The sequence below is a fragment of the Arthrobacter sp. SlRoot2-15 genome (assembly GCF_059739345.1).
Genome location: NZ_AP046058.1, coordinates 938854 through 964720, shown reverse-complemented (window position 1 = coordinate 964720; position 25867 = coordinate 938854). Strand labels below are relative to the sequence as shown.

Genomic DNA, 25867 nt, shown 5'->3' with positions numbered 1-25867 from the left:
TCCGCTTGCGGTGCCGGCGGCGTCAGCGCAGCTGGGTGGGCATCGACTTCTCCAGCTCCGTCCGGCAGGCCGAGGCCGCCTGCTGGGTGAGGGCATGCCGGGCGCACTGCTGGTAGTCCCGGATCTGGTTAAAGAACACCGCGGACACCATGATCATCAGGGCCATCACCACGGTGACGACGAGGCCGGAGATGGTCCCGAACAGCACCAGGCGCGATTCCCGTAGCTTCATGGCGCGGACCAGCAGCAGGACGCCGAGGACGAGGGACGCGACGGTGAGGATCCCGGCGAGCCAAAGGTAGCTGACGTCCAGCTGGAACACGAAGAACGACCCGAGCACCGTCACGATGAACATGCGGAAGAGGTTGTGCGTCCTGAGCAGCGACGCTTTGGCCGCCTCGCTCCGCGGACTCTGGCCCCGCGGGCTGTCGCCGGGGTCGAACGGTGAATTCATGTTTTCCAGCGTACGCGAGCGGCCCCCTAAGCTAAGGCAATGCGCATTGTTGTCCTCGTCTCCGGCACCGGCTCCAACCTCCAAGCCGTCATCGACGCCGTCAAGGCCGGCGAGCTGGACGTGGAGCTCGCCGCCGTCGGGGCCGACAGGCCCGGAACCTACGGGGTGGAGCGCTCCGCGGCGGCCGGCATCCCGACGTTCGTGGTGGACTTCAAGGCCTACCCGGACCGGGCGTCCTGGAACGCCGCGCTCACGCGGGCGGTGGCCGCGTACCGGCCCGACATCGTTGTGTCCTCCGGTTTTATGCGCATTGTCAGCGCGGACTTCATCGACGCGTTCGGCGGCAAGTACCTGAACACCCACCCGGCCCTGCTGCCCGCCTTCCCCGGCGCGCACGGCGTCCGCGACGCCCTGGCTTACGGCGTGAAAGTCACGGGGTGCACCGTGCACTGGGCCGACGCCGGCGTGGACACCGGGCCGATCATCGCCCAGGAGGCCGTGACGGTGGCCGACGGCGACACCGAGGAAACGCTGCACGAGCGGATCAAGACGGTGGAGCGGCGGCTGCTGGTCTCGACGCTCAAATCCCTCGCCGCAACCGCCCCCGCGGCCCCGCCCAACTAACTCGCAGTTCAGGCCGTTTTGAGCCCTCAAAACGGCCCCATCTGCCAGCTACTTGGGTCCCCGAGGCCTGTCCTGTGGATAACCCCCGGATAGGCCTGTTGTTTTGCGACGATAGGGCTATGAAGACACCCCGGCCGCTACCGGATTCGATTGGTTCGGCGTCCTTCACCCTCCAGGAAGCCCTTGACGCCGGAGCTAGCCGGCGCCGGCTCAAGCATCACTCGCTACACATCCCGAGCCGCGGAATCCGGCGGTCATCCGACGGCAGCGCCGGAGTGAAGCTCCAGGCTCGGCCACTGACTTTGGTGACGAGGTTCTCGGCAGCCTCCCATGCGACTGCCTTTCTGATCTGGGAATTCCCAGGGTTCCTTCCGGGCATGCTTGACCCGGGCATTCACATCTCCCGGCCGGACACCATGGCCATACCGCGGCGCAGGGGTGTGATGGGTCATGTCGGCCAGTTTTTCGACGACGAGATCACAGAGGTCGACGGCGTCCTGGTCACCACCCGGGTCCGGACCTGGCTGGACTGTTCACGCCGGATGAGCATCGACGAACTCACCGTCGTCGCGGACCATCTGCTGCGCAAACCAAGGCCCGCGCTCGAGGGCCGGTCCGAACCGTACGCCACCGTCGAGCAGCTCGTCGACATGCTGGACCGGCACAAGGGCACTCCCGGAATCCGCAAGGCGCGGCTCGCTCTTGAGGATGCGCGGGTTGGCGCGGATTCAGCCCCGGAGACACGACTCCGCCTTATCCTCGGCCGGGCCGGGCTTCCAGAGCCGCACCTGAACAGGCCCACCCTCCTGGGGCCCGGCGTCGTACGTGAACCGGACCTGTCCTACCCCGAGTACCGTGTTGCCGTCGAGTACGAGGGGGAGGCCGTTCACTCGGCCGCGGGCCAGGTGGTCCGGGACATCGCCCGCGACGAAGACTACGCCTCCGCGGGCTGGACATCGGTCCGCATCTCGAAGCGGCATTTGGAGAAGGCCGGCCACGCGGCCGTCGCCAAGGTCCGGACGGCGCTCTACGGCCACGGCTGGCAACCCCGCTGACTCAACCCAACTGACTCGCAGATCAGGCCGTTTCCAGCCCTCAAAACGGCCTTATCTGCGAGTCAGTTGGGCTACTCCAGGCGGCGCTGCTTGGTTTCCGGGGCGAAGAAGGCCATCCACAGCACCGAGACCAGCACCAGGGCGCCGGCCAGCGCGAACGACGTCGCCAGTCCTAGTTCGGGCCACAGGAAGGCGGCAAAGACCAGCGGGCCGAAGCCGGCGCCGAGCCGGGAGAACGTTGAGGCCCAGCCGAAGCCCGAGCCGCGCAGCTCCGTCGGGTACAGCTCCGAGACGTAGGCGTAAAGCACCGGGATGGCCACCTGCACCACAAAGCCGAACACCAGCAGCCAGAACACGGCCGCCGTCGGGATGTCGACCACGACGGCGACAATTACCAGCGTCAGCGCGGACAGCGGGCCGGTGATGGCCAGGATCCACTTGCGGCCGGTGCGTTCGACCAGCAGCGCGGCGACCACCACGCCCAGCAGGCCGACGGCGGCCATCGAGGCCGTGGTGAGGAAGGCCTTGTACTCCTCGAAGCCGGCGCCGATTAGGATCCGCGGCATCCAGGTCAGCGACAGGTAATAGACCAGCAGGATCGAGAAGAACAGGGCCCACGCCGCCGTCGTGATCTTCCAGTCGAACTGCCAGAGCGCGCGGAGCTGGGTCCAGGCGCTGCCGGCCGACAGTCGGGGCGCGTCCTGGGGTTCGGGCAGGCTGTAGACCCGGGCCTCGGCGCCGGTGGCCGCGACCAGGCCGTCGATCACCCTGGCGGCTTCCTCGCGGCGGCCCTTGCGGATCAGGAACAGCGGCGATTCCGGCACGCTGCGGCGGACCCAAAACACCAGCAGCGCGGGCAGCACCATGATCAGCATGGTCAGCCGCCAGTCCGCGAATGCCGCCACCAGCCCGGCCGAGACGAAGCCGCACAGCGCGGCGCCGATCGGCCACCAGCCGTCCATGGCGGTGAGGACCCTGCCACGCTGCTTGCGGGGGGTGAATTCGCCCACCAGCGCGTAGTCCACCGGGATGCAGCCGCCCAAGCCGAAGCCGGCCAGGAACCGGAACGCCACGAACCAGGAGAAGTCGGGGGAGAGTGCGCCGAGCACCGTAAAGACCGAGAAGATCAGCAAGGTGGCGGTGAAAGCCTTCTTGCGGCCGATGGTGTCCGCGATGGTGCCCCAGACGAAGGCGCCCAGGGCCATGCCGATCAGGTTCGCGGTGCCGATCCAGGCGGCGTCGCCCGGGCCCAGCGACCAGTGCTTGGACAGCAACGGAATGAGGATCCCGTTGAGCGTGACGTCCCAGGCATCGAACATAAAGCCGAGGCCACCGATCAGGAAGATCCTGCCCTGGACCTTCCACCGCCACGGCAGTTCCTGGACTACCTGTTCGCCGCTGGGGACAGTGGTGTACGTATTCATTTCGGCCTCCTGGGAAAACTCTACGTCCCGGGACGCGCCTGCCGGCATGCTTCACACTTGGGCGCGCGGGCGTCCCGGCGGACAGCAGGGACCCCGGACGCGATAAACTGGCCGCATCCCCACCACCCGCGGCCCCGCCGCGATATAAGACGGAGACTTTTGTGAGCTTTACGCAGCTTGAACGTGTATCCATCGACCGAGTTCCCATCCGCCGGGCCCTCATTTCGGTCTACGACAAGACCGGTCTGGAGGAACTCGCGAAAGGCCTGCACGAAGCCGGCGTCAAGATCGTCTCCACCGGCTCCACCGCCAAGAAGATCGCCGCCGCCGGGATCCCGGTGCAGGAAGTCGAGGAAGTCACCGGTTCTCCGGAAATGCTGGACGGCCGCGTCAAGACCCTGCATCCGCGCGTGCACGGCGGCATCCTCGCCGACCGCCGGGTCCCGGCCCACATGGACACGCTCGCGTCGATGGACATCGAGCCATTCGACCTCGTCGTTGTGAACCTCTACCCGTTCGTGGAGACCGTCAAGTCCGGCGCCGCGCAGGACGACGTCGTCGAGCAGATCGACATCGGGGGCCCCGCGATGGTGCGCTCGGCTGCGAAGAACCACGCCGCCGTCGCGATTGTGGTGGACCCGGCCTCCTATGGTGCCGTGGTGGACGCGGCGTCCTCCGGCGGGTTCGACCTGAAGACCCGACGCCGGCTCGCCGCCAAGGCGTTCGCGCATACCGCGAGCTACGACACCGCCGTGGCCACCTGGACCGCCAGCCAGTTCCTCGACGAGGACGGCGACGGCGTGATCGACTGGCCCGCCTACGCCGGCCTGGCCCTGGAGCGTTCCGAGGTGCTGCGCTACGGCGAGAACCCGCACCAGCAGGCCGCCCTCTACGTGGACAAGGCCGCCCCCGCCGGCATCGCCCAGGCCGACCAGCTGCACGGCAAGGCGATGAGCTACAACAACTTCGTCGACGCCGACGCCGCCCTGCGTGCCGCCTTCGACTTCGCCGAACCCGCCGTTGCGATCATCAAGCACGCCAACCCGTGCGGTGTGGCCGTGGGTTCCGCCTCCGCGGCGGATCCGATCGCCGACGCCCACGCCAAGGCCCACGCCTGCGACCCCGTTTCCGCGTTCGGCGGCGTAATCGCAGCCAACCGCACCGTCACCGCCGGCATGGCCCGGACCGTGGCGGGCATCTTCACCGAGGTCGTCATCGCGCCGGGCTTCGAGGACGAGGCTGTGGAAATCCTGTCTAAAAAGAAGAACATCCGCCTGCTGACCCTGCCCGAGGGTTACGGCCGCTACCCGACCGAGTTCCGCCAGGTCTCCGGCGGCATGCTGGTCCAGGCCACGGACAAGGTCGACGCCGAGGGCGACAACCCGGCCAACTGGACCCTCGCCGCTGGCGAGGCCGCCGACGCCGCCACCCTGGCGGACCTCGCCTTCGCCTGGACCGCGTGCCGTGCGGCCAAGTCCAACGCGATTCTGCTGGCGTCGGATGGAGCCGCCGTCGGCATCGGCATGGGCCAGGTCAACCGGCTCGACTCCTGCCGACTCGCCGTCGAGCGGGCCAACACGCTGGGTGTCACGGTGAGCTCGGACGTGGAAGGCGCCGGCGGCGCCTCCAACGCTGATGCGAGCGGCGCCCCCGAGCGTGCCCGCGGCGCCGTCGCGGCCTCGGACGCTTTCTTCCCGTTCGCTGACGGCCTGCAGATCCTGATCGACGCCGGTGTCCGCGCCGTCGTGCAGCCCGGCGGCTCCGTCCGGGACGAGGAAGTTATCGCCGCCGCCAACGCCGCCGGAATCACGATGTACTTCACCGGCGCGCGGCACTTCTTCCACTAGGGGGACATGCTCAACGGCCGCCACCAAGAATGGACATGCCCTTCCTTTCCGGGAGGGGCATGTCCATTTTTTTGTGGGCATTCGGGTGCTGGGTTGCGGGGGAGGCGTGGAGTGCAGCCGCAGGCGTCCGGGCCAGCGTCGCCGACGGACATGCTCATTTTTCGAGACCAGGGATGGGCATGCCCTTCAAGGCCGATGGACATGCTCCTTCTTCGTGCCCAGGAGTGGACATATGTGGATTGTGTCCATTGGCCGCCGCGAGCAATGGGCATGCCCGGCGAGGGGATCAAATGGGCCAGCCAACACCTTGGGCCAGGAAATGCTCCTGCACTTCAAGGCCGACGGGCATGCTCATTCTTCGCGCCTAGCAATGGACATATGCAGGTTATGCCCGTCGGCTGGCCCCGACGACGGGCATGCCCGGTGCATGGCTCCAGCAATGGGCATGTCCGGTGCATGGCTCCAGCAATGGGCATGTCCATCCTCCGGACCAAGGCCCAGCAACCAGCAACCCGCAACCCGCAGCCAGCAACCAGCAGCACACAGCAACGCGGGGTCACTGCGCCGCCCTGTCGAGGGGGATGGGCGGCCAGTGACCCCGCGTCGCCCTATTCCTTTCCTAGGGTGCGGGTTTCTCGGGGATGAGGTCTTAGGAGGCCGCGGCAGTCGCGTAGGCCTGCTGGATGACGGACCCCCAGTACGGGCCGTACATCACGGTGGAGCGGGTGCCGTAGCCGTAGCTGTTGATGGAGTTCTGGTAGCCCGAGGAGCTGGTGCCAATGAACCAGGGTCCGCCCGAGGACCCGCCGGTCATGTCGCAGGGGATGCCCTGGGCGTTGAACTGCGGGTTGTTTGGGTCGTTGGAGGCCGGCCCGGTGCAGCTCACCAGGGACTGGCCGTCGAACGGTGACGCGGCCGGGTAGCCGTAGGACTTGTAGGTCAGGCCTCGGGCTGCGTTGAACTGGACGCCGGAGGATCCGACGACGTCGGACAGGTTCTGCCCGTTCAGCGGGGAGACGACGGCGAAGCCGGTGTCGTACTGCATGTCACCGGCCGAGCTCCACTGCGGCGTGGTGTAGAGGGCCTTGGCCGCCCATTTGCCGTACGGGGCGGCGCCGTTGAGGTAGGCCGGGACGAAGACGAAGTTGGTGGCAAACGCCCCGGGGCCCTCGTTGACACAGTGGCCGGCGGTCGAGACGGTGCTCTTGTTGGTTGCTGTCACGGAGTTGCCGGAGCAGACGTAGTTGCTGCCGCCCATGGTGAAGAACACCTTGCCGATATTTGAGACCGGTGACTCGTCCGCGTGGAGGGCGGGCTTGCCACGCGCGGCCTTGCCGGAGATCTGCGTGCTGGAGCCTTTTTCCACGGTGGCCGCGGGGGACTTGTTGCCGCGGGCCAGGGCCTTGTTCGCCAAAACATCGCCCGGGATCGCGGACTTCATGCGCTCGGGCGTCCAGTACTCGGCGGCCTGGGTGCCGTCGACGGACTGGCTGGCAACCAGCGGGGTATCCCTGTCCTGTGCTGCGGGGGCCGGTGTGGCCGACGCCGTGCCGGCCGCGCAGACCGCAAGGAGTGCGGCGGCGGAGAGGCTGAGGAGGCTGGTGGCCAGAGTCTTGGGTGTTCTCATGGGTGTCCTAACCGGGAGGGATACGGGGCGGTCAGCCGGGGCCGGCTGCGGTGATGGGTTAGAAGCTACGGCAGCGTGACGAGCGAGTAAAGCTATTTGTCAACATTTGTCACGCAAGATTTCCGCAGCCTTGCCACCGTTCACGGAGTCACGCGGGCCCGGGCGCCCGTCCCGGATAGGCGCCAAGGCGGCCACCTCGGGTAAGTTAGAGCCGTTGAGATAACAAAAGATTTCCGCAGACTTTCAGGGAGACGCCCGAGCAATGGCCAAGATTATCTATACCCACACCGACGAAGCGCCGATGCTGGCCACCTATTCGTTCTTGCCGATCATCGAGGCGTTCGCGTCGACGGCCGGTGTGGAAGTGGAGACCCGCGACATTTCGCTAGCCGGCCGCATCATCGCCGTCTTCGGCGACTACCTCACCGAAGAACAGCGCGTCAGCGATGCCCTGGCGGAACTCGGCGAGGTCGCCAAGACGCCCGAGGCGAACATCATCAAGCTTCCCAACATCAGTGCCTCCGTGCCACAGTTGAAGGCCGCCATTGCCGAACTGCAGGGCCAGGGCTACGCGCTGCCGGACTACCCGGACAACCCCGCCTCGGACGAGGAGACGGACATCCGCTCCCGCTACGACAAGATCAAGGGCTCGGCCGTGAACCCGGTGCTCCGCGAGGGTAACTCCGACCGCCGCGCGCCGCTCTCGGTCAAAAACTACGCCCGCCAGAACCCGCACAGCATGGGCGCCTGGACCCCGGAGTCCAAGACCAACGTGGCCCACATGGATGCCGACGACTTCCGCTCCAACGAGAAGTCCGTGGTGATCGAGGCGGACACGAACCTGTTGATCCAGCTGGTCAAGGAAGACGGCACGGTCAAGATCCTCAAGCGCGCCTTCCCCGTGCTCGCCGGCGAGGTCATCGACGGCACCGTGATGCGCGCCGCCGCCCTGGATTCCTTCCTCGCCGCCCAGGTCGCCCGCGCCAAGGAAGAGGGCGTGCTCTTCTCCGCACACCTGAAGGCCACCATGATGAAGGTTTCCGACCCGATCATCTTCGGCCATGTCGTCAAGGCCTACTTCTCCGAGCTCTTCGCTACCTACGGCGAGCAGATCGCCGCAGCCGGCCTGAGCCCCAACAACGGCCTGGCCTCCATCCTCAACGGCCTCGAAGACCTGCCCGAGGAAATCCGCGGCGACGTCGAGGCGGCCATCCAGAAGGGCCTCAACGACGGCCCCGAGCTGGCCATGGTCGACTCGGACAAGGGCATCACCAACCTGCACGTTCCCTCCGACGTGATCGTGGACGCCTCCATGCCGGCCATGATCCGCAGCTCCGGCCACATGTGGGGCCGCGACGGCCAGGAAGCCGACACCCTCGCCGTCCTCCCGGACAGCAGCTACGCCGGCATCTACCAGGTCGTCATCGACGACTGCCGCGCCAACGGCGCCTTTGACCCGACCACCATGGGCACCGTCCCGAACGTCGGCCTGATGGCGCAGGCTGCCGAGGAGTACGGCAGCCACGACAAGACCTTCGAGATCCAGTCCGCCGGCACCGTCCAGGTCGTCGACGACGCCGGCACCGTCCTGATCGAACACCAGGTCGCCCCCGGTGACATCTGGCGCGCCTGCCAGACCAAGGACGTGCCGATCCGCGACTGGGTCAAGCTGGCCGTCACCCGCGCCCGTGCCTCCGCCACCCCGGCCGTCTTCTGGCTGGACAAGAACCGCGCGCACGACGCCCGGATGATCGCCAAGGTCGAGGAATACCTCAAGGACCACGACACCGAGGGCCTGCAGCTGGAAATCATGTCCCCGGACGAGGCCACGGCCTTCACCCTGGCACGCCTGCGCAAGGGCGAGGACACCATTTCGGTCACCGGCAACGTGCTCCGCGACTACCTCACGGACCTGTTCCCCATCCTCGAACTGGGCACCAGCGCCAAGATGCTCTCGATCGTCCCGCTGATCAACGGCGGCGGCCTGTTCGAGACCGGCGCCGGCGGTTCGGCCCCGAAGCACGTGCAGCAGCTGCTGAAGGAAAACCACCTGCGCTGGGACAGCCTGGGCGAGTTCCTGGCCCTGGCCGTGAGCTTCGAGCACCTCGCGACCTCCACGGGCAACGCCCGCGCGCAGGTCCTGGCGGACACCCTGGACCGCGCCACCGGCACCTTCCTGCTGGAAGACAAGTCCCCGAAGCGCAAGGCCGGCGAGCTGGACAACCGCGGCAGCCACTTCTACCTCGCCAAGTTCTGGGCCGACGAGCTGGCACGCCAGAGCGACGACGCCGAGCTGGCCGCGGCCTTCGCCGCGGTCTCCGACGCGCTGGGCTCCAATGAGGAGACCATCGTCGGCGAACTGCTGTCCGTGCAGGGGTCCCCGGTCGACATCGGCGGCTACTACCGTCCGGACGAAGCCAAGGTCTCCGCCGTGATGCGGCCCTCGGCCAAGTTCAGCGAAGTGCTCTCCCTGCTGGGTTAGGCCCGGCAAGGCGAAGGGCGCACCGGGAACCCCCGGTGCGCCCTTCGGCGTTAATCGGCCCGTATTTGGCGTCCGGCATGTTGGCGTCCGGCGTCGTAGCGGCCCGCGTCAGCGGTCGGAGGCCCGGCGGTCCCGGCGCCTGGAGGTGTCGGCGTCGAAGGCGGGTTCAGTGGCCATGTCCGGATCGGTATTCAGCGACGCGCCGGGGCCGACGACGTCGTAACCGGTATCGGTCAGCAGCGGCGCCACCGGCACCTGTCCATCCACCTCTGCGTTGCTCACGCGTTCGCGCCACGCGCCCGTTTCGAAGTCACGGCCCTCGATGAAAGTCTTGAACCGTTGCAGGTCCGCCCCGACCTGCCGGGAGTCCAGGCCCACCGCCGCGCCGATCTTTTCGGCCGCCGAGCCGGGCTCCCAGCTGAGTTCGACGTCGACCCGGGTTTCCGCCGGTCCGAGTTCCGAGAACCGCACCGTCCCGGCGTTGCGGGGTCGGTCGAGGCTCTCCCATGACACTTGCCGGTCGGGGTCCTGGCTGGTGATCCGGGCGTCGTAGTCGCGCTTGACACCGCCGATGCTGGTCTGGAAGTGGACGGTGGTGTCATCGAGTTGCCGGACGGCGTCCACCCCGCTCATAAACTGCGGGAAATCTTCGAACTGGGTCCACTGGTTGTAGGCCTGGCTCAGGGGAACGTTCACATCGATGGATTCCTGGACTGTTGCCATGCTTGCTTCACTCCTTCAGTCGGCGGGCCGTCAGGCCTGTGCGGCCTGACTGACCAAGCTAGCCGGAACCGGCCTGCAGGGGAAGCCGGATGTGGCTAGCCGCCACCCTTGCCCTTGCCCTTCGCCCTGCCGTTATCGGCCGGGGCTGGAGCCGGTGCCTGCGCCGCCTGGTCCGCGGCCGCCTTCGCTGCGGCTTCCTGGGCGGCCTGGGCTGCCGCGGCGGCCTTTGCGGCCTCGGCCGCCAGCTGTTGTGCCACCTTGGCGTTCAGGTCGGCACGGACGGCGTCGACGGAGGCCTTGATGCTCTGGTGGCGTTTGAAGGACACCTTTCCGTCCGCAGCAGCCGCGTCGAGCTTGGTCATCAGGTCATCCAGCAGCTTCAGTGCGCCGGGGGAGTCCTCGGCGGCTGCGGCCTCGGTGACGGCGCGGACCTGGGACTGGAGCTGAGTTGCTGCCGCGCCGTCCAGTTCGGGCGCCGGCCCGGCACAGCCGGCGAGCGAGCCCGCAACCAGGAGGGCCGTCAGCAGCGGGCCGGCCAGGGCCGGAAACCAGTGCCTTGTGTTCTTGCCGGTCATGGTTCCACGCTCTTCTGCAGCTGCTTCAGGTGTTCACCGAGGTCACCGGTGACCGCCGGATACGGAACGACGGCGGGTGCCGGCTTCGGTGCGGCGAGAATGGCGGTGGCGAGCACGGCCGCCGCAAGCAGCGCGACCACGGCCAGGACGACGGCGACCCTGGTCCGGAGCCGGGCGGCACGGAAGCTGGCGAGCCGGCGGGAGAGCATGCCGAGGGCGGCAGGGCGGCGTGCCGCGGGAACGCCCGGGGTGAGGGCGTACTGCGGGCGCGTTTGTGCGTCTACGCCGGGTGCGGCGCCGGTCGACTCCTGCGCCGTGGTCTGGGCGGCGCTCCGGGCGGTTCCCGGCCCCGTGTCCTGCGCTGAGCGTGGGGGCCTGGCCGGTGGCGCGGGCAGCACGCGGGTGCGGTCTTCGGGCAGCGGACCCGGGAGCGAGTCGGGGGAGATCAGCGCCTGGCGCAGCGCCGATTCCAGTTCGGCGGCCGCGGGGCGGTCCAGGGGGTCCAGTGCCGTCATCGCTCGGAACAGCGCGGCCCACTCCGGGGGAATGCTGTCCGGGATGACGGGGGCGCGGTGCAGCCGTGCCACTGCGGATTCGACGGCGCTGCCCGGGTATTCGACGAATCCCTTGATGCACTCCAGCAGCACGAGGCCGAGGGAGTAGATGTCGCTGGCCGGACCCATGTCCGCACCGCGGGCCTGTTCGGGGCTCAGGTAGGCCGCGGTTCCCACCATGGTTCCGGTGGCGGTGAGCCGGGTGCCGTCCACTATTCTGGCAATGCCGAAGTCGGTCAGCTTCGGCCGCAGCGGCTCGCCGGGGCGGACCTGAACCAGCAGGACATTGGCCGGTTTGATGTCGCGGTGGATGATGCCGAGGGAGTGCACGTACGCGAGGGCGTCCGCGAGCCCCGCTCCGATGACGGCAAGTTCGTCAAGCGGCACGGGGCTGTGCCGGATCCGGCTCCGGAGGTCCTGGCCGTCCACCAGTTCCATCGTCAGGAAAGGCCGCGGTTCCTCCGGAATCCGTGTGTCCGTTCCGGCGTCGAACAGCGTGACCAGGCTCGGATGGTTCAACGTGGCCAGCAGTTCGATCTCGGCTTGCTGGCGCTTGAGCTCATCGGCATCGGCGGACTGCGGAGCGAACAGCTTGAGCGCTACGTCCCGGCCCAGGTTCTCGTCCCGGGCCGAGTAGACGGACGCCATGCCGCCCCTGCCGACCAGTTCACCGAGCCGGTAGCGGCCGCTCAAAATCTCCGTCGTGACCTCGCTGGGCGAAGCGTCCACGATGTTACCCCGTCCCTCTCGTCGGCGCCGAGGTGGCGCCCCTAAAGAATAATACGGGTACGGGTATCGTGTTCCAGCATGGTGCTGTTCCACCCGTCTGGCATAGGGATTGATGTACCCACCTTTCGCACGTAGGGAAGGGTTGTCGCCGTTGCCTGTGAGGCCGTTGGATCCCCCAGCGGACCCAACGACATCGCTCCGGCGGTTAAGGGACCTGGGCAGGAGCGGGCGCGCGCTACGGCGGGCGTTCCGCAGGCGGGGGTATGACTTGGATGTGGCGGAGCTGGAGGGGTACGCGGCGGGACGGCACGGGCCGGTTCGCGGACGGCGCTGAGACGGGGCGCCTAGGCGAAACGGGAGTGCCGGTGATCCGGCGGCGGACGGTGGGGTCCATGGGGAATTCTCCTGAATGACTGATGGCGGGCGCACATGGCAGCCCGAAGGACCGTGCTCTGCGCAGGAAAATGGCAGAGGACGGCCCTTCTAGTCAGGAGATGATCCGGGATCAGCGGCGTCAGCAGGATGGACGTGCTGCAGCGGGCCACTGATGGGGTCGGCACCCATGGGGGGAATGAAGAAGAGCGCGCCCGGCAACCAGGCCAGGGCGCCGGAGGGCCCGCTGGACGCCGCTCCGCTCCCGGACCCTGAGCCCGGAACCGGCGGAAGGGCGTTGGGGGCAGGGAGACCCGTTCCGCCACCCCAGGGGCGCGGCGAGTCGTTGCCGCCGGCCGGTGTAGCTGGGGTGTTGTCGCCGGCCGGGACGGGGCTGGCGGGAGGCGGGTTATCTGCGGGCGGGGCGCTAGCCGGGCTGCCCGCGCCCTGGGGTTCCGGCAACACCATGAGCGGGACATGGGCCGGGCGCACGGTAACGTACCGGGCCGAGTCGGCCATCACCGGCCGCGGCGCGCTGACGGCTCCCGGGCCGCAAGCCAGCGCGGGGTCCGCCGGGGACACGGCTACCACCGCTCCCATCGGCAGGACAAGGATTTGAGGCGCCGGCGCCGGCGCCGCCGCCGCCGGCGCCGGGGCGGGCGCAGGGACAGGGGCAACCGGGGTCGTGCCGGGCACCGCAGGTCCGGGGGCCGGGACGGCCGGGACCCCACCGGGCAGCGGTGCTGCCGGAGTGGTGCCGGGCAGCGGTGCTGCCGGAGTGGTGCCGTGCAGCGGTGCCGGGAGCGTGGGGTCCGGGGTGGGTTGGACCACCGGGATGCCCGGCAGGCCGCCAGGATCCTGGGCCGGATCCGTCACCGGATCGGTGACCGGGAGGGTGGGGTCGATGACCGGCAGCGCGGGGTCTGGCGTGGGAGCAGGGGCCGGAGCCGGGACGGGTGCGGGAGCAGGGGCAGGCTCTGCCGGGGGCTCGGCCACCGGCTCGGTGGTCGGAGAAACCGGGGGCGGGCTCTCGGCTGTGGGCGGGGCAGGCACCGGGGCGGGGGCCACCGTCGGGGCAGGCACCGGGGCGGGGGCCACCGTCGGGGCAGGCACCGGGGCGGGGGCCACCGTCGGGGCTGGCTCCGCGACCGGAACGACCGGCGGGGCGGGCTGCTCCACCGGCAGCGGCGGCGGGGCTGGAGGCAACGGTGCAGGTGGCAGGAAGGGGGCGATGGCCGGGAGCGTCGGGGCGGGCGCCGCAGGAAGCGGAGCCGGCGGGCTTGGCGCCACGGCGTCTGTCATGGGCAGTTGGATCATGGCCACAACGGACGCGACCGGGGCGCCAGGGGCAGTGCTGAATGCCGGGGATCCGTCGGCGCTGGCGGCGGATGCGGAGAGGGCCAGCCATGCCAGCGCGGCCGCCATGGCCAGCAAAACGGGCCGAACGATGCGGCGCACAGGGGAAAGGCTCGCTGCTGTTTGCATGCGCAACACCCCTCCCCGAAATCTATCGACGATTGGTCTACAGCCTAAGTCCGGGGGCCGGGGCTAGTCCATAGCGGACGGCAAATTTGGCATCGTCGGGCCCGCAATTCCAGCACGAAAACCGCCCCGAAAACCGCCCCGCCAGCGGCCTCCGAAGGTCCGCGGCGGCGGTGCCGCCGGCTCCCGCAGCCCCGCTCAGTGCAGGTCGTTCGGGTAGCTCACTCCCAGCTGTGCGCGCACGCCGTCGAACAGCCGCATCGTGTTAAGGGAATCCTCCAGCGGCATGACCGGGCTCTCGGTCAGGCCCTGCTGGATGCAGCGCGTGACCTCGCGGAGCTCATAGCTGTAGCCGCGCCCGACCACACTGAACCGTTCCGTACGCGGCTCGTCGAAGCCGACCCGCACCAGCAACTCCTTCGGGTTGTTGACGGACCCCAGGCTCTGCAGGAAGCCGCCGCTGCCGGCCACCGTGGCGGCCCGGGGACCGTGGGCCAGCAGCGAGGACGTGAGCTGCGCCTGGGCGCCGTGGTGGTAGCCGAGGGTCAGCGCATTCTGGGCGTCCACGCCGTCGTCGTTGAGCCAGCCGGTGGCACTGACCGTCTGCGGGAAACCGAGGGTTCCCAGCGCCCACAGCAGGGGATAGACCGTGATGTCCAGCAGGGCGCCGCCGCCGTCCCGCGGCGCCCACAGCCGGGACGTCGGGGAGTACGGGGCGGGAAACCCCAGATCGGCCGCGACCCACTTGACCTCGCCGATCTCGCCGGAGGCGGCAATTTCAAACGCCCGCTGCATGCTGGGCAGAAACCGGCTCCACATGGCCTCCATCAGGAACAGGCCGCGCTCCCGCGCCAGCTCCACCAGCTCGGAAGCCTCCCGGGCGTTGATCGTGAGGGCCTTCTCGCAGAGCACATGTTTGCCGGCCGCCAGGGCTGCCCGCGCGATGGTGTGATGCTGGGCATGCGGCGTGGCGACGTAGACGACGTCAACGGCGTCGTCGGCCAGCAGCCGCTCGTAGCCGGCAGACCCGTCCTGGTCGCCGTACGCGCGGGCGAAGCCGTAGTCGGCCGCGAACGCGCCGGCCGCGGCCTGGCTGCGCGAGCTCACGGCGTACAGCTCCGCGTCGGCCAGGAGCTCGAGGTCACGGGTCACCGCCGCTGCAATCCCGCCGGTGGCGACCACACCCCACCGCAGCCGGGCGCCGGTGGCGGTGCGTGGGTCCTGGTCCGGCTGGCTGAACAGCCACGGTTTCGCGATGGGGGCAGACATGGTGTCATCTTCTCACCCCGCGTGCGGGAGGGAGCGGCATGGACGCCGCGGAGGCGGCCATAGCTGCGGGAGGATCGGACGCCACCTTTCCGCAGCGGCCGTACTAAGCCGGCAGGCCTGCGGTCGCCCGGTTGCGCGCGGCCTCCTCGGTAAGCCTGCCCTGCTGGAGCCGGAAGCGGCGGTCCGTCTTGTTTGCCAGGGCGCGGTCGTGGGTGACCACCAGGATCGTGGTGTTGTGGTCCCGGCTGAGAGCACTGAGCAACTCGATGATGTGCTCGCCGGTGTGCTCGTCCAGGTTGCCGGTGGGTTCGTCGGCCAGGATCAGCTTGGGTTCGTTGGCCAGGGCCCGGGCGATGGCCACGCGCTGCTGTTCGCCGCCGGAGAGCCGGTTGATGCGCCGACCGTGCTTCTCCGGATCCAGCTGCACCTGCTCGAGCAGTTGCCGGGCGCGCTCAAGCCGCTCAGCCTTGCGGGTGCCGGCAAACTCCATCGGCAGCATTACGTTATCCACGGCCGACAGGTTGGGGATCAGATTGAACTGCTGGAAAACGAATCCGATGTCGCGACGCCGGTAACGGGTCAGTTGACCGTCTGGCATGCTGGCCAGGCTCACGCCGTCAACCAGGACGTCGCCGCTGGTGGGCTTGTCGAGGGCTCCCAGCAGGGACAGGAGTGTGCTCTTGCCGCTGCCGCTCTTGCCGACGATCGAGGCGAGCGTGCCTTGCTCGAGGGCGAAGCTGACGTCGTTGACCGGCGTGATGGTACGGTCGCCGGACTTAAAGGTGCGGACCAGGTTCTTGACTTCAATCATGGCTATTCTCCTCGGAGGACTTCGATCGGACGGATACGGGCGGTAAGCAGGGCCGGGACAAGCGCACCGACGATGGCGACGCCGAACACCGCGGCGATGCCGGCGGCGATGACGCCGGGGGAGGCGCTCGCTGTCACGGAGCCCAGCAGCTGGTTGGCGCCGCCGAGGGGGTTCCCGCCCGGGAAAGCGCCCCCTCCGGGGAAGGCGCCCCCGCCGCGCTGGACTCCCCGCTGTGCCGTGGCCGCCGCCGACGCGCTGTTGGAGCTGATCAGCGCGGAGGCGATGCCGCCGCTGGCAAAGGAGGCGACGGCGGCACCCACCACGCTGCCCAGGGCCACCAGCACCAGGGCTTCGAGGACGAACTGCAGCCCGATGGTCCGGTTGGGGGCGCCGATCGCCTTCAGCACGCCGATCTCGCGGCGGCGTTCGCGGACCAGCATGACCATGATCAGCAGGATGATCAGGCCGGCGGTGGCCAGGGCGGCCGCAAAGGCGATGAACGAAATATTCTTCACGCTGTCCAGCGAACTGACGGCGGTCTGCAGGTTCCGCTGGCCCTGGCTGACGTCGGCCTTGTCGGTGCCGAGCGCGGCCTGAAGGGCGTTCTTGGCGGCGTCGACGTTGTCCATGCTGTTGACCGTGACGATCATGGTGGACAGCTCGTCCGGCAGCGCCGCGAGGGTCTGGGCCGTCGGCAGCGTCAGGTACAGGGCGTTGTTACCGAAGGCGGTGCCGGCGTCGAACAGGCCGCTGACGGTGAAGGTCTGGTCCTGGATGTTGAAGGTCGAGCCGACGCCGAGGCCGTTCTTTACGGCAAGGGTGGTGCCGAGCAGGGCGCCCTTGGACAGTGCGGTGTAGTCGCCGAGGCCGGTTCCCTGGGTCAGCTGCAGGGCTTTACCGGTGGAATCAACCTCGGCTCCGATGCCCGTTGCGGTGACCGGCAGCGAGAACGCCGGTGCCTGGGTTGTGGTGCCGGTGGTGCCGGTGCTGCCGGAGGACTGGTTGCGGTTGCCCAGCGTTCCGGCGTCGACGGCGGCGGTGAGGTTCGTCGTGACGGTGGTGGCGGAAGCGCCGCCGGGGCCGCCTGTCCCGCCTGGCCGTGTCTGCCCCGACTGGGCGGCCTGCTGGGCCGCTGCGGCGGCCTCGTTGCGCAGGCGCAAGGCCTTGGTGCCGACGACGCTGCTGACGTTGGGCACGGCGGACGCGGTGGCTGCCTGGGCCGAGGTCAGTGGCTCGCCGCCGCCGTCGAAGCCCTGGCCGCCGGCCGGGTTGACGGTCAGGACGGTGCCCACCGAGGCGTTCAATTCGGCGACCTTGCCGCCGACGGCCTGGTTGGCCACCAGCATGGCCAGCGCAAGGCCGATGGCCACGGCCAGGACGGCCACGACGGCGGCGGTCCTGACTTTGTTTCGAAAGGCGTTGCCTACACTCCGGGCAAGGACGCTCACGGTTCTCCTAGGGGATCGGGCCGGACGAATTGGCCGGCGGCTGCTCCCACACTGGTGCGGCGCGCTGTGCGAACGTCCGGCCGATGCTATGGATGCGCTGTGAAAGCGGTCCGCCCGTTCCCGGCGCGCAAAAGGGCCCCGGCCCTCCCGTGCCTGAACTGGTCAGCGGGGGAGCCGGGGCCCTGGTGTTAGAGCGTTGAGACTACTTGGTCAGCGGTCCGAGTACCGGATCGTCGACGTAGGCCGTCTTGACGTTTTCCTTGGTCACGATGACCGGGGCCAGCAGGAACGCGGGAACGGTCTTGACCTTGTTGTTGTAGGACTTGTCATCGTTGATCTCAGGCTTCTTGCCGGCCTGGATGTCCTTGACCATGGTGATCGCGTGCTCAACGAGCTTGCGGGTGTCCTTGTTGATGGTGGAGTACTGCTCACCGGCGAGGATCGACTTGACCGACTCAACCTCGGAGTCCTGGCCCGTGATGACCGGCAGCGGCTTGCCTGCGGCCTTGACCGAGGTCAGGACCGCGCGGGCCAGCGTGTCGTTCGGGGACAGCACGCCGTCGAGCGCGGCACTGCCGTAGCTGCCGGTCAGCAGGGTGTCTGCGCGGCGCTGGGCGTTTTCAGCCTTCCAGCCCTGGGTCACGGCCTGCTCGAACGAGTTCTGGCCGGAGAGGACCTTGAGGGTGCCGTCGTCGATCTTCGGCTTCAGCACGCTCATGGCGCCGTCGAAGAAGACCTTCGCGTTGGCGTCGTCGGGAGAGCCGGCGAACAGTTCGATGTTGTACGGTCCCGTGGGCTTCTTGGCCTTCATGCCGTCCAGCAGGGCCTGGCCCTGCAGGACGCCGACCTTGAAGTTGTCGTAGGCGACGTAGTAGTCGACGTTCTCGGTGTTCAGGAGCAGACGGTCGTACGCGATGATGGTGGCGCCGGCGTCCTTGGCCTGCTTGAGCTGGGTGCCCAGCTGGGCGCCGTCGATGGCGCCCACGATGATGACCTTGGCACCCTTGGTGACCATGGCGCTGATCTGGTTCTGCTGCTCCGAGACGCCGCCGTTGGCGAACTGCACATCTGCCTTGAAGCCGGCACCACTGAGGCCATCGTTGAACAGCTTCTCTGCCAGCACCCAGTTTTCACTGGTCTTCTGGGGGAGTGCGACGCCGATCGAGGAGTTCTTCGGGAACGCCTCCCCGCCGCTGCTTGCTCCACCGGAAGTTCCGCTGTCGGAACGGCCGCAGGCTGTCAGCGCCAGTGCCGCAATAGCAGCGATCGCTGCTGCCTTTCCTGCTTTACCAATCAGTTGCATTGCTTGGTTCACTTTCTATAGATGGTGTTCGGAGTATCGGGGTTCCAGGGCCAGGAAACCGGTCAGGATTCCTTGGCGATGACCTCTTTGGTGGAGGTGGTCTCGTCAGGCTTGTTTTCGCTGCTGCGGCCGAAGTTCTTCATCATCATGCCGATGATCGACTTCTTGCCCTGGGACTTGTTGTAGACATCGAAGGCGACGGCGATCAGGAGCACGAGGCCCTTGATGATCTGGGTCAGGTCGGCGCCGACGCCGAGAAGCTGCAGGCCGTTGTTCAGGACGGCCATCACGAGGCCACCGACGATCGAGCCGATCACGGTGCCAACGCCGCCGGTGACCGCGGCGCCGCCGATGAAGACGGCCGCGATAGCGTCGAGTTCCCAGCCGACGCCGTCGAACGGGCCGGAGGCGGTGGAGCGGCCGACGAAGATCATGCCGGCGAGGCCGGCCAGGATGGACATGTTCATCATGACCAGGAAGTTGACCTTCTTGGACTGCACGCCGGAGAGCTCGGCGGCGTGGCGGTTGCCGCCGACGGCGTAGACGTGGCGGCCGATGATGGTCTTGGAAGAGATGAAGCCGTAGATCAGGACCAGAACGGCCAGGATCAGGCCCGGGATCGGGAACGAGGTGCCCGGGCGGCCGGTCGCGAAGAGGTACGTCGCGTAGAGGATTGCGCCGCAGATCAGGACGAGCTTGGTGACGGTGACCCAGGTCTCGGGCACCTCGGCGCCCAGGGCCTTGGCCTTGCGGCGGGAGCGGATCTCGCTGAACACCACGAAGCCGGCGCCGAGCAGGCCCAGCAGCAGGGTGAGGTTGTTGTAGCCGGTGTTCGGGCCGAACTCAGGCAGGTAGCCGGAGCCGATTGTCTGGAAGTCTTTGGGCACCGGGATGGTGTTGGACTTGCCGACGTACTGGTTGAAACCGCGGAAGAGCAGCATGCCGGCCAGCGTGACGATAAAGGCCGGGATGCCGACGTAGGCGGTCCAGAAGCCCTGCCACGCGCCAATCAGGGCGCCGAGCAACAGGCCGAACAGGATGCCCAGGTACCACGGGATGCCCCAGTCCTGAATCATGATGGCCACGCTGACGCCCACGAACGCGGCGACCGAGCCGACCGAGAGGTCGATGTGGCCGGCGATGATGACCAGCACCATGCCGATCGCGAGGATCAGGATGTAGGAGTTGCCGTTGAAGAGGTTGATGACGTTGCCCGGGGTGAGCGTGCGGCCCTCGGTGAAAATCTGGAAGAAGACGATCAGTGCAACCAGGGCGAAGATCATGCCGAATTGGCGGGTATTGCCGCCAAAGAGCTTCTTGAGCGCGTTCATTTTGTCAGTCCTTGTTGTCCGGAATGTTCTGGATGGTCCAGAGGGTCAGGCGGTCTTGCGGGCGGAAGTCATGAGTTTCATGAGGCTTTCCTGGCTGGCTTCCTCTTTGTTCAGCACGCCGGTGATGGCGCCTTCAAAAATGGTGTAGATACGGTCGGAGAGCCCCAGCAGTTCGGGAAGCTCCGAGGAGATGACAATGACGCCCTTTCCCTGGTTGGCCAGCTGCTGGATGATGCCGTAGATCTCGTACTTGGCGCCGACGTCGATCCCGCGGGTGGGTTCGTCGAGGATCAGCAGGTCCGGGTCGGTGAACATCCACTTCGCCAGCACCACCTTCTGCTGGTTGCCGCCGGAGAGCTTGGCCACGCCTTCCTCCACGGACGGCGTTTTGGTGCGCAGCGACTTGCGGTACTGCTCCGCAACGGTGAATTCCTTGTCCGCGTCGACGACGTTGTGCTTGCTGATCTTCTTCAGTGCGGCGGAGACCGTGGTGGCCTTGATGTCGTCCAGCAGGTTCAGGCCGAGGGACTTGCGGTCCTCGGTGACGTAGCCGAGCCCGGCGTCGATCGCCTGCTTGACGGTCTTCAGGTGCAGTTCCTTGCCGTCCTTGTAGACCTGGCCGGAGATGAAGCGGCCGTAGGAGCGGCCGAAGAGGGAGCGTGCGAGCTCGGTGCGGCCGGCGCCCATCAGGCCGGCGAAGCCGACGATCTCGCCGCGGCGGACGAAGAAGTTCGAGTTCTTGCAGACCAGCCGGTCCTGGATCTGCGGGTGCCCCACGTTCCAGTTCTTGACCTCGAAGAACGTCTCGCCGAGCTTGGGCTCGTGGTCCGGGAACCGGGATTCCAGGGTGCGCCCCACCATGCCCTTGATGATGCGGTCCTCGTCGACGCCGTCGGCCTTGACGTCGAGGGTCTCGATGGACTTGCCGTCGCGGATGATCGTGATGGAGTCGGCGATCTGTTCGATCTCGTTGAGCTTGTGCGAAATGATGATCGAGGTGATGCCCCGGCCCTTCAGGCCCAGGATCAGGTCCAGCAGGTGCTGGGAGTCCGACTCGTTCAGGGCCGCGGTGGGCTCGTCCAGGATAAGGAGCTTTACCTTCTTGTTCAGCGCCTTGGCGATTTCGACCAGCTGCTGCTTGCCGACGCCGATCTCCTTGACCGGGGTGTCCGGATCCTCGCGCAGCCCCACCCGGGCCAGCAGCTCGGTGGAGCGGGTCCGCGCCTCGGCCCAGTCGATCACACCGCGCTTGGTCGGCTCGTTGCCCAGGAAGATGTTCTCCATGATGGACAGTTCCGGGATGAGCGCCAGCTCCTGGTGGATGATCACGATGCCGGCGTGCTCGCTGGCGCGGATGTCCTTGAACTGCTGGACTTCGCTCTGGTAAACGATGTCGCCGGTGTAGCTGCCGAAAGGGTAAACGCCCGAGAGCACCTTCATGAGGGTGGATTTTCCGGCGCCGTTTTCGCCGCAGATGGCGTGGATCTCGCCGGCCTTCACCCGCAGGTTCACCTCGGCCAATGCTTTAACGCCGGGGAACTCTTTGGTGATGGAGCGCATCTCGAGAATTATCGGATCGCTGTGCGTGTTGAGGGACGTCATCTGCCCTTACGCCTCCAATGCGTGACTTCGTTGTCCGCCCCTGCAAACCGCAGGGCCGTCTGATGAAAAAGTAAACTGGATCACGCCGTTGTCGTCAAGTCTTTAACGCAACGGCACGATAACGGCTGCGTTAGTTTCGCCGGATTCCGGCATGCTGGAACACCAGGGCCGTGGCCCCGAGGGCCTCGGCGCGGTCGCCGAGCGAGGACATTGTCAGGGTGGTGGTCTCGCCGATGACGGGGACCGCGTGGCGCACCAGGCCGCGCCGGATCGGGTCCAGGAGCAGCTCGCCGAGCCCTGCCAGCGGGCCGCCGACCACGATCACCTCGGGGTTGATGAGGTTCGCGACATTGCCCAGCGCACGGCCGACGGCGAGCCCGGCGTCGTCCACCACCCGGAGGGTGGCGGAGTCCCTGGCGAGGGCCTTGCGCACGATGTCCTCCGCAGTCAGGGGTTTGTCTTCGCCCCGGCTCAGGAGTTCGATCATGGTGGTGGTGGAGGCGATCGTCTCCAGACACCCCCGGTTGCCGCAGCGGCAGACCAGGCCGTGCTCGTGGATCGTGGCGTGGCCGATTTCGCCGGTGATGCCCACGTTCCCGTAGTAGGGCATGCCGTTCAGGATCAGCCCGGCGCCGATGCCCGAGCCGATCTTCATGAACATCAGGTTGCTGATGCCGGTGTGCGGTCCCCAGGTGACTTCGGACAGGGCGCCGAGGTTGGCGTCGTTGTCCAGGAAAACCGGGAGATCCAGCGCTTCCTCGAGCCGCTGGAGGATGTTGATGCCCACCCACTCGGGCAGGATGGCGCCCTGCGCCACGGTGCCGGTGCGGCGGTCGATCGGGCCCGGGATGCCGACGCCGGCGCCCACCAGGGCGCTGCGTTCCACGCCGCTTCCGGCCAGCAGCCGGTCCAGGACCCCGACGGCGGCGGCGATGCCTTCCTCCGCGTGGTGGCCAAGGGGCAGCAGGACCGATTCTTCCGCGACGACGTGGTAGCTGAGCGAGGCCAGGACCACCCTCAGGTGGCGCCGGCCGAAGTCAATGCCGACGGCGACGGCGCCGTTGCTGTTGAGCCGGACGTTCAGGGCGCGGCGTCCGGAGCTGGTGATCGGCTCCGTGGATGCCAGCCCGGCGTCCTGCATGATCTTGACGATGTTCGAGACGGTGGCCGTGGACAGGCCGGTCTGGCGTGCGAGTTCGGCCTGGGTGGAAGGCCCTGCCAGCAGGCATTCAATGATCCGCTGCTGGTTGAGATGGCGAAGCGCGGACTGCGACCCGGGGTTTTTGGTGCGGCTCCTCGTTGAGCGCGTTGGTGAGGGCATGCAATGAAGCGTGCCCCATCACGACGTTGTAGTCAAGAAGTTAACGCAACCCGCCGTGCCCGTGTCCGGCGGCGATCACGGCCGGTCCCTGTGAGTCAGCTGTGAATTTCGCGGTGCGCCCGGGCGAGCTCCTGATAGTGGGCGGCGTTGCGCTTGACCCCCTCGAACTCCTCGTCGCTCAGCTCGCGGCGGACCTTGGCGGGCACACCGGCCACCAGGGATCGGGGCGGGACCACCGTGCCCTCAAGCACCACCGCCCCGGCTGCCACGAGCGAGCCGGCGCCGATCACTGCGCCGTTGAGGATGGTGGCGCTCATCCCGATCAGGCAGTCGTCCTCGACGGTGCAGCCGTGCACCACGGCGCTGTGGCCGACGCTGACCCGGGCGCCGACGCTGCAGGGGAAGCCCGGATCCGCGTGCAGCACGACGTTGTCCTGCAGGTTGCTGCCCGCGCCGACGGTGATCGCCGCGGTGTCGGCCCGGACGGACACGCCGTAAAAGGCGCTGGAGTGCTCGGCCAGGGTGGCCTTGCCGAGGATGGAGGCGCTCGGGGCGACGAAGGCGGATTCGTGGACAGCCGGGGTATCGCCGGCGAAAGCGTAAACGGGAGTCATGCCTCCAGCCTAGGACACCGGCCTCTTGCAGCGGCGGCTTCGCTGAGTAGGATCGTGGCCATTCCCGTGCACGTCCGGAGGTGGCCGCCATGTTCCTGCAGCTGATGAAACGCCTGGGTGAGGCCAAGGCGCTCGACCCGGCGGTCCGGACCGCGGAGCCGCTGGCCGCCCGGCTGATCGCCGACGACCGGCTGCGGCGCTTCTTCCGCGGCGACGCCACCGGTATCCCGCCGCACACCATCCTCACCGATGTGCCCTTCGGGGCGTGGTTCATGGCGGTGTTCCTGGACTTCTTCCCGGACCGGGGTTCCCGCCGGGCCGCCCGCCGGCTGGTGGGGCTCGGCGTGCTGGCCGCGGCCCCGACGGGACTCAGCGGCTGGGCCGAGTGGGCGCGGGCGGACACCGCCACGCGGCGCATCGGCATCGTGCACGCGGCCGCCAACCTGGGCGGGACGCTGATCTTCCTTGCCTCCTGGCGCGCGCGGCGCAAGGAACGCCACCGGCTGGGGGTGAACCTGGCGCGGGCGGGCGCCGTGGTGCTGATTGTGGGCGGCTTCCTGGGCGGCTACATGCGCAGCGTCCGGCGCCCCTGAAAACCCTCCCGCAGGTCCGGCGGGTATCGAAGCGATCCTCCCGCAGTTCTGGCGGGTGTTGACGTGACCCTTCCGCAGATTGGGCGGGTGTTGATCTGACCCTTCCGCAGATTTAACAGTTCTGCGGGGACAATCCCGTCATCGGTGCGGGAGGGTTCGGCCGCAGCCCAAAGGACGTGAGGGACGGTTGGAGGAAAGCCCGCATGACGTGAGGGACGGTTGGAGGAAAGCCCGCATGACGTGAGGGAGCGTTGGAGGGAAGCCTGCCGGAAGTGAGGGAGGGCTCAGGCGGGGGAGCGGAGGACCGTGAAACCGCGTTCGGGGTGCCCGGGCTCGGGGAGGACGACGGCGATCGGCGCGCCGGGTTCGGCCACGCGCCGGAGTTCCCGGACGACGTCGTCGCACTCCGCAGGCGGCAGGCCCGCCAGGGCGTCCACCGCCCAGACGGCGGGGAACGCCGCGTCGGCAAAGGGCAGGGCGGCCCCGGTCGCGACCGAGGCCGAGAGCCCCCGGGCGCGGGCAGCATGGATGTTCTCCTCCGAGGCGTCCACCCCGGTGAAGTGGATGCCCGCCCGGACGAAGGCGAGACCGTCCGTGCCGGGCCCGCAGTCCAGGCCGAGGACGCCGCGCCGGCCCTCTGCTTTGAGCAGGGCGATGAAGCCGGCCAGCTCCTCCGTCGGTGTTGCACCCATGGTCCCAGTCAAGGGCGGGCGGCCGTCCAAGGCAAGAGCCCAGCTGAACGCCCTTAGCTGAAAACAACCGTCCGGTTGCCGTCCAACAGCACCCGGTGTTCGGCATGCCACTGCACGGCCTGGGCGAGGGTGCGGCCCTCGACGTCGCGGCCCATCTGGACAAACTGCTCGGCGCTGCGCCGGTGGTCCACCCGGATGACTTCCTGTTCGATGATCGGGCCCTCGTCCAGGGCAGCCGTGACGTAATGCGCGGTGGCGCCGATGAGTTTCACGCCGCGGGCGTGCGCCTGGTGGTACGGCTTGGCGCCCTTGAAGGAGGGCAGGAACGAGTGGTGGATGTTGATGGCCTTGCCGGTGAGCTCGGTGCAAAGCTCGTCGGAGAGGATCTGCATGTACCGGGCCAGGACCGTGAGTTCGATGTCGTGCTCGGCCATGAGCTTGCGCAGTTCGTCCTCGGCCTCGACCTTGGTTTCCTTAGTGACCGGGATGTGATGGAACGGGATGCCGTAGAACTCGGCCAGGCCGGCCAGGTCCCGGTGGTTGGAGACGATCGCGGGGATTTCGATCGGCAGGGTGCCGGAGCGCTGCAGGAACAACAGGTCGTTGAGGCAGTGTGCGGAGGTGCTCGCCATCAGCAGGGTGCGGACCTTCCGGCCGGCGGGATTGAGGCTCCACTGCATGTCGAAGGCCTGGGCCACGGGTTCCAGGGCGGCGTGCAGTTCGGCGGGCGGGGCCGCCGTCGTGGCCTCCACCCGCATAAAGAAGGTGCCGGTGCCCTGGCTGCCGTACTGCTGCGAATCCGTAATGTTGCAGCCCGCCACCAGGAGGGCGCCGGCGACGGCGTGCACGATTCCGGGCCGGTCCGGGCAGGAGAGGGTCAGGATGTAGGAGGCAGTCAGCTTCTCGTCAGTCACGAAAGACAGCCTACCCGCGGC

22 protein-coding genes are annotated in these 25867 nt (G+C 68.0%); 5 read left to right on the top strand and 17 right to left on the bottom strand.

The window, feature by feature from the left end; translation table 11 throughout:
• Positions 1-22: 22 nt before the first annotated feature.
• Entirely contained in the window at positions 23-454 is a 432-nt protein-coding gene (locus tag AC6I9V_RS04370) for a hypothetical protein (protein ID WP_497898482.1), read from the bottom strand.
• Between the two features lie 39 nt (positions 455-493).
• Between AC6I9V_RS04370 and purN the strand changes: the two genes are divergently transcribed.
• Together purN and AC6I9V_RS04360 are read left to right on the top strand one after the other, a co-directional pair.
• Complete coding sequence (purN, locus tag AC6I9V_RS04365; protein WP_497898481.1) at positions 494-1078, top strand: phosphoribosylglycinamide formyltransferase; 585 nt, start codon at positions 494-496, stop codon at positions 1076-1078.
• 377 nt (positions 1079-1455) lie between these two features.
• Positions 1456-2133, top strand: coding sequence for a putative endonuclease domain-containing protein (locus AC6I9V_RS04360; protein WP_497898480.1), 678 nt, complete (start codon positions 1456-1458; stop codon positions 2131-2133).
• Positions 2134-2204: 71 nt separating this feature from the next.
• Here the strand turns inward: AC6I9V_RS04360 and AC6I9V_RS04355 are convergent, their stop codons facing one another.
• Positions 2205-3557, bottom strand: a complete 1353-nt coding sequence (locus AC6I9V_RS04355) for an MFS transporter (protein WP_497898479.1) — start codon at positions 3555-3557, stop codon at positions 2205-2207.
• Positions 3558-3718: 161 nt separating this feature from the next.
• On the opposite strand from AC6I9V_RS04355, the gene purH reads away from it, so the two are divergent.
• Positions 3719-5404 (top strand): bifunctional phosphoribosylaminoimidazolecarboxamide formyltransferase/IMP cyclohydrolase, encoded by a 1686-nt coding sequence (gene purH, locus AC6I9V_RS04350; RefSeq protein ID WP_497898478.1) that lies wholly within the window; start codon positions 3719-3721, stop codon positions 5402-5404.
• Positions 5405-6053: 649 nt separating this feature from the next.
• On the opposite strand, the gene AC6I9V_RS04345 is transcribed toward purH, so the two are convergent.
• Complete coding sequence (locus AC6I9V_RS04345) at positions 6054-7031, bottom strand: trypsin-like serine peptidase (protein WP_497898477.1); 978 nt, start codon at positions 7029-7031, stop codon at positions 6054-6056.
• A 262-nt stretch (positions 7032-7293) separates the two neighbouring features.
• Between AC6I9V_RS04345 and AC6I9V_RS04340 the strand changes: the two genes are divergently transcribed.
• On the top strand, positions 7294-9513 hold the full coding sequence (locus AC6I9V_RS04340; protein WP_497898476.1) for an NADP-dependent isocitrate dehydrogenase: 2220 nt from the start codon (positions 7294-7296) through the stop codon (positions 9511-9513).
• A 108-nt stretch (positions 9514-9621) separates the two neighbouring features.
• On the opposite strand, the gene AC6I9V_RS04335 is transcribed toward AC6I9V_RS04340, so the two are convergent.
• From AC6I9V_RS04335 to AC6I9V_RS04280, 12 genes are all read right to left on the bottom strand, one after another.
• The gene (locus tag AC6I9V_RS04335) at positions 9622-10236 is read right to left on the bottom strand and encodes an SRPBCC family protein (RefSeq protein ID WP_497898475.1); all 615 of its coding nucleotides are present in this window, start codon (positions 10234-10236) and stop codon (positions 9622-9624) included.
• A gap of 95 nt (positions 10237-10331) precedes the next feature.
• Complete coding sequence (locus tag AC6I9V_RS04330) at positions 10332-10811, bottom strand: mucin-associated surface protein (protein WP_497898474.1); 480 nt, start codon at positions 10809-10811, stop codon at positions 10332-10334.
• A complete protein-coding gene (locus AC6I9V_RS04325; protein ID WP_349414373.1) occupies positions 10808-12097 on the bottom strand; it encodes a serine/threonine-protein kinase in 1290 nt (429 codons plus the stop codon). The genes AC6I9V_RS04330 and AC6I9V_RS04325 overlap by 4 nt, the downstream gene beginning before the upstream one ends.
• Before the next feature lie 480 nt (positions 12098-12577).
• The gene (locus tag AC6I9V_RS04320) at positions 12578-13924 is read right to left on the bottom strand and encodes a hypothetical protein (RefSeq protein WP_497898473.1); all 1347 of its coding nucleotides are present in this window, start codon (positions 13922-13924) and stop codon (positions 12578-12580) included.
• 222 nt (positions 13925-14146) lie between these two features.
• Positions 14147-15217 carry a Gfo/Idh/MocA family protein gene (locus AC6I9V_RS04315; protein WP_349414326.1) on the bottom strand — a complete coding sequence of 357 codons (1071 nt, stop codon included), beginning with the start codon at positions 15215-15217 and terminating at the stop codon, positions 14147-14149.
• A 103-nt stretch (positions 15218-15320) separates the two neighbouring features.
• Positions 15321-16028 carry an ABC transporter ATP-binding protein gene (locus AC6I9V_RS04310; RefSeq protein ID WP_497898472.1) on the bottom strand — a complete coding sequence of 236 codons (708 nt, stop codon included), beginning with the start codon at positions 16026-16028 and terminating at the stop codon, positions 15321-15323.
• 2 nt (positions 16029-16030) lie between these two features.
• Entirely contained in the window at positions 16031-17476 is a 1446-nt protein-coding gene (locus AC6I9V_RS04305; RefSeq protein ID WP_497898471.1) for an ABC transporter permease, read from the bottom strand.
• 202 nt (positions 17477-17678) lie between these two features.
• Positions 17679-18779 (bottom strand): substrate-binding domain-containing protein, encoded by a 1101-nt coding sequence (locus AC6I9V_RS04300; protein WP_497898470.1) that lies wholly within the window; start codon positions 18777-18779, stop codon positions 17679-17681.
• A gap of 62 nt (positions 18780-18841) precedes the next feature.
• Complete coding sequence (gene mmsB / locus AC6I9V_RS04295) at positions 18842-20110, bottom strand: multiple monosaccharide ABC transporter permease (RefSeq protein WP_349414332.1); 1269 nt, start codon at positions 20108-20110, stop codon at positions 18842-18844.
• Between the two features lie 45 nt (positions 20111-20155).
• The gene (gene mmsA, locus AC6I9V_RS04290) at positions 20156-21712 is read right to left on the bottom strand and encodes a multiple monosaccharide ABC transporter ATP-binding protein (RefSeq protein WP_349414333.1); all 1557 of its coding nucleotides are present in this window, start codon (positions 21710-21712) and stop codon (positions 20156-20158) included.
• A gap of 130 nt (positions 21713-21842) precedes the next feature.
• Positions 21843-23033 carry an ROK family transcriptional regulator gene (locus AC6I9V_RS04285; RefSeq protein WP_497898469.1) on the bottom strand — a complete coding sequence of 397 codons (1191 nt, stop codon included), beginning with the start codon at positions 23031-23033 and terminating at the stop codon, positions 21843-21845.
• Between the two features lie 95 nt (positions 23034-23128).
• Positions 23129-23647 (bottom strand): gamma carbonic anhydrase family protein, encoded by a 519-nt coding sequence (locus tag AC6I9V_RS04280; protein WP_497898468.1) that lies wholly within the window; start codon positions 23645-23647, stop codon positions 23129-23131.
• A gap of 89 nt (positions 23648-23736) precedes the next feature.
• Between AC6I9V_RS04280 and AC6I9V_RS04275 the strand changes: the two genes are divergently transcribed.
• On the top strand, positions 23737-24240 hold the full coding sequence (locus AC6I9V_RS04275; RefSeq protein ID WP_497898467.1) for a DUF2231 domain-containing protein: 504 nt from the start codon (positions 23737-23739) through the stop codon (positions 24238-24240).
• Between the two features lie 284 nt (positions 24241-24524).
• Here the strand turns inward: AC6I9V_RS04275 and AC6I9V_RS04270 are convergent, their stop codons facing one another.
• Positions 24525-24932: a class I SAM-dependent methyltransferase gene (locus AC6I9V_RS04270; RefSeq protein ID WP_497898466.1), complete on the bottom strand. Its 408-nt coding sequence runs from the start codon at positions 24930-24932 to the stop codon at positions 24525-24527.
• Positions 24933-24985: 53 nt separating this feature from the next.
• Positions 24986-25846, bottom strand: a complete 861-nt coding sequence (purU, locus tag AC6I9V_RS04265; protein WP_497898465.1) for a formyltetrahydrofolate deformylase — start codon at positions 25844-25846, stop codon at positions 24986-24988.
• Between the last annotated feature and the right edge of the window lie 21 nt (positions 25847-25867).

Coding starts and splice junctions, on each gene's coding strand:
- AC6I9V_RS04370 (WP_497898482.1), bottom strand. CDS start 454: ATGAATTCACCGTTCGACCCCGGCGACAGCCCGCGGGGCCAGAGTCCG.
- purN (WP_497898481.1), top strand. CDS start 494: ATGCGCATTGTTGTCCTCGTCTCCGGCACCGGCTCCAACCTCCAAGCC.
- AC6I9V_RS04360 (WP_497898480.1), top strand. CDS start 1,456: ATGCTTGACCCGGGCATTCACATCTCCCGGCCGGACACCATGGCCATA.
- AC6I9V_RS04355 (WP_497898479.1), bottom strand. CDS start 3,557: ATGAATACGTACACCACTGTCCCCAGCGGCGAACAGGTAGTCCAGGAA.
- AC6I9V_RS04345 (WP_497898477.1), bottom strand. CDS start 7,031: ATGAGAACACCCAAGACTCTGGCCACCAGCCTCCTCAGCCTCTCCGCC.
- AC6I9V_RS04340 (WP_497898476.1), top strand. CDS start 7,294: ATGGCCAAGATTATCTATACCCACACCGACGAAGCGCCGATGCTGGCC.
- AC6I9V_RS04335 (WP_497898475.1), bottom strand. CDS start 10,236: ATGGCAACAGTCCAGGAATCCATCGATGTGAACGTTCCCCTGAGCCAG.
- AC6I9V_RS04330 (WP_497898474.1), bottom strand. CDS start 10,811: ATGACCGGCAAGAACACAAGGCACTGGTTTCCGGCCCTGGCCGGCCCG.
- AC6I9V_RS04315 (WP_349414326.1), bottom strand. CDS start 15,217: ATGTCTGCCCCCATCGCGAAACCGTGGCTGTTCAGCCAGCCGGACCAG.
- AC6I9V_RS04310 (WP_497898472.1), bottom strand. CDS start 16,028: ATGATTGAAGTCAAGAACCTGGTCCGCACCTTTAAGTCCGGCGACCGT.
- AC6I9V_RS04300 (WP_497898470.1), bottom strand. CDS start 18,779: ATGCAACTGATTGGTAAAGCAGGAAAGGCAGCAGCGATCGCTGCTATT.
- mmsB (WP_349414332.1), bottom strand. CDS start 20,110: ATGAACGCGCTCAAGAAGCTCTTTGGCGGCAATACCCGCCAATTCGGC.
- mmsA (WP_349414333.1), bottom strand. CDS start 21,712: ATGACGTCCCTCAACACGCACAGCGATCCGATAATTCTCGAGATGCGC.
- AC6I9V_RS04285 (WP_497898469.1), bottom strand. CDS start 23,033: ATGCCCTCACCAACGCGCTCAACGAGGAGCCGCACCAAAAACCCCGGG.
- AC6I9V_RS04280 (WP_497898468.1), bottom strand. CDS start 23,647: ATGACTCCCGTTTACGCTTTCGCCGGCGATACCCCGGCTGTCCACGAA.
- AC6I9V_RS04275 (WP_497898467.1), top strand. CDS start 23,737: ATGTTCCTGCAGCTGATGAAACGCCTGGGTGAGGCCAAGGCGCTCGAC.
- AC6I9V_RS04270 (WP_497898466.1), bottom strand. CDS start 24,932: ATGGGTGCAACACCGACGGAGGAGCTGGCCGGCTTCATCGCCCTGCTC.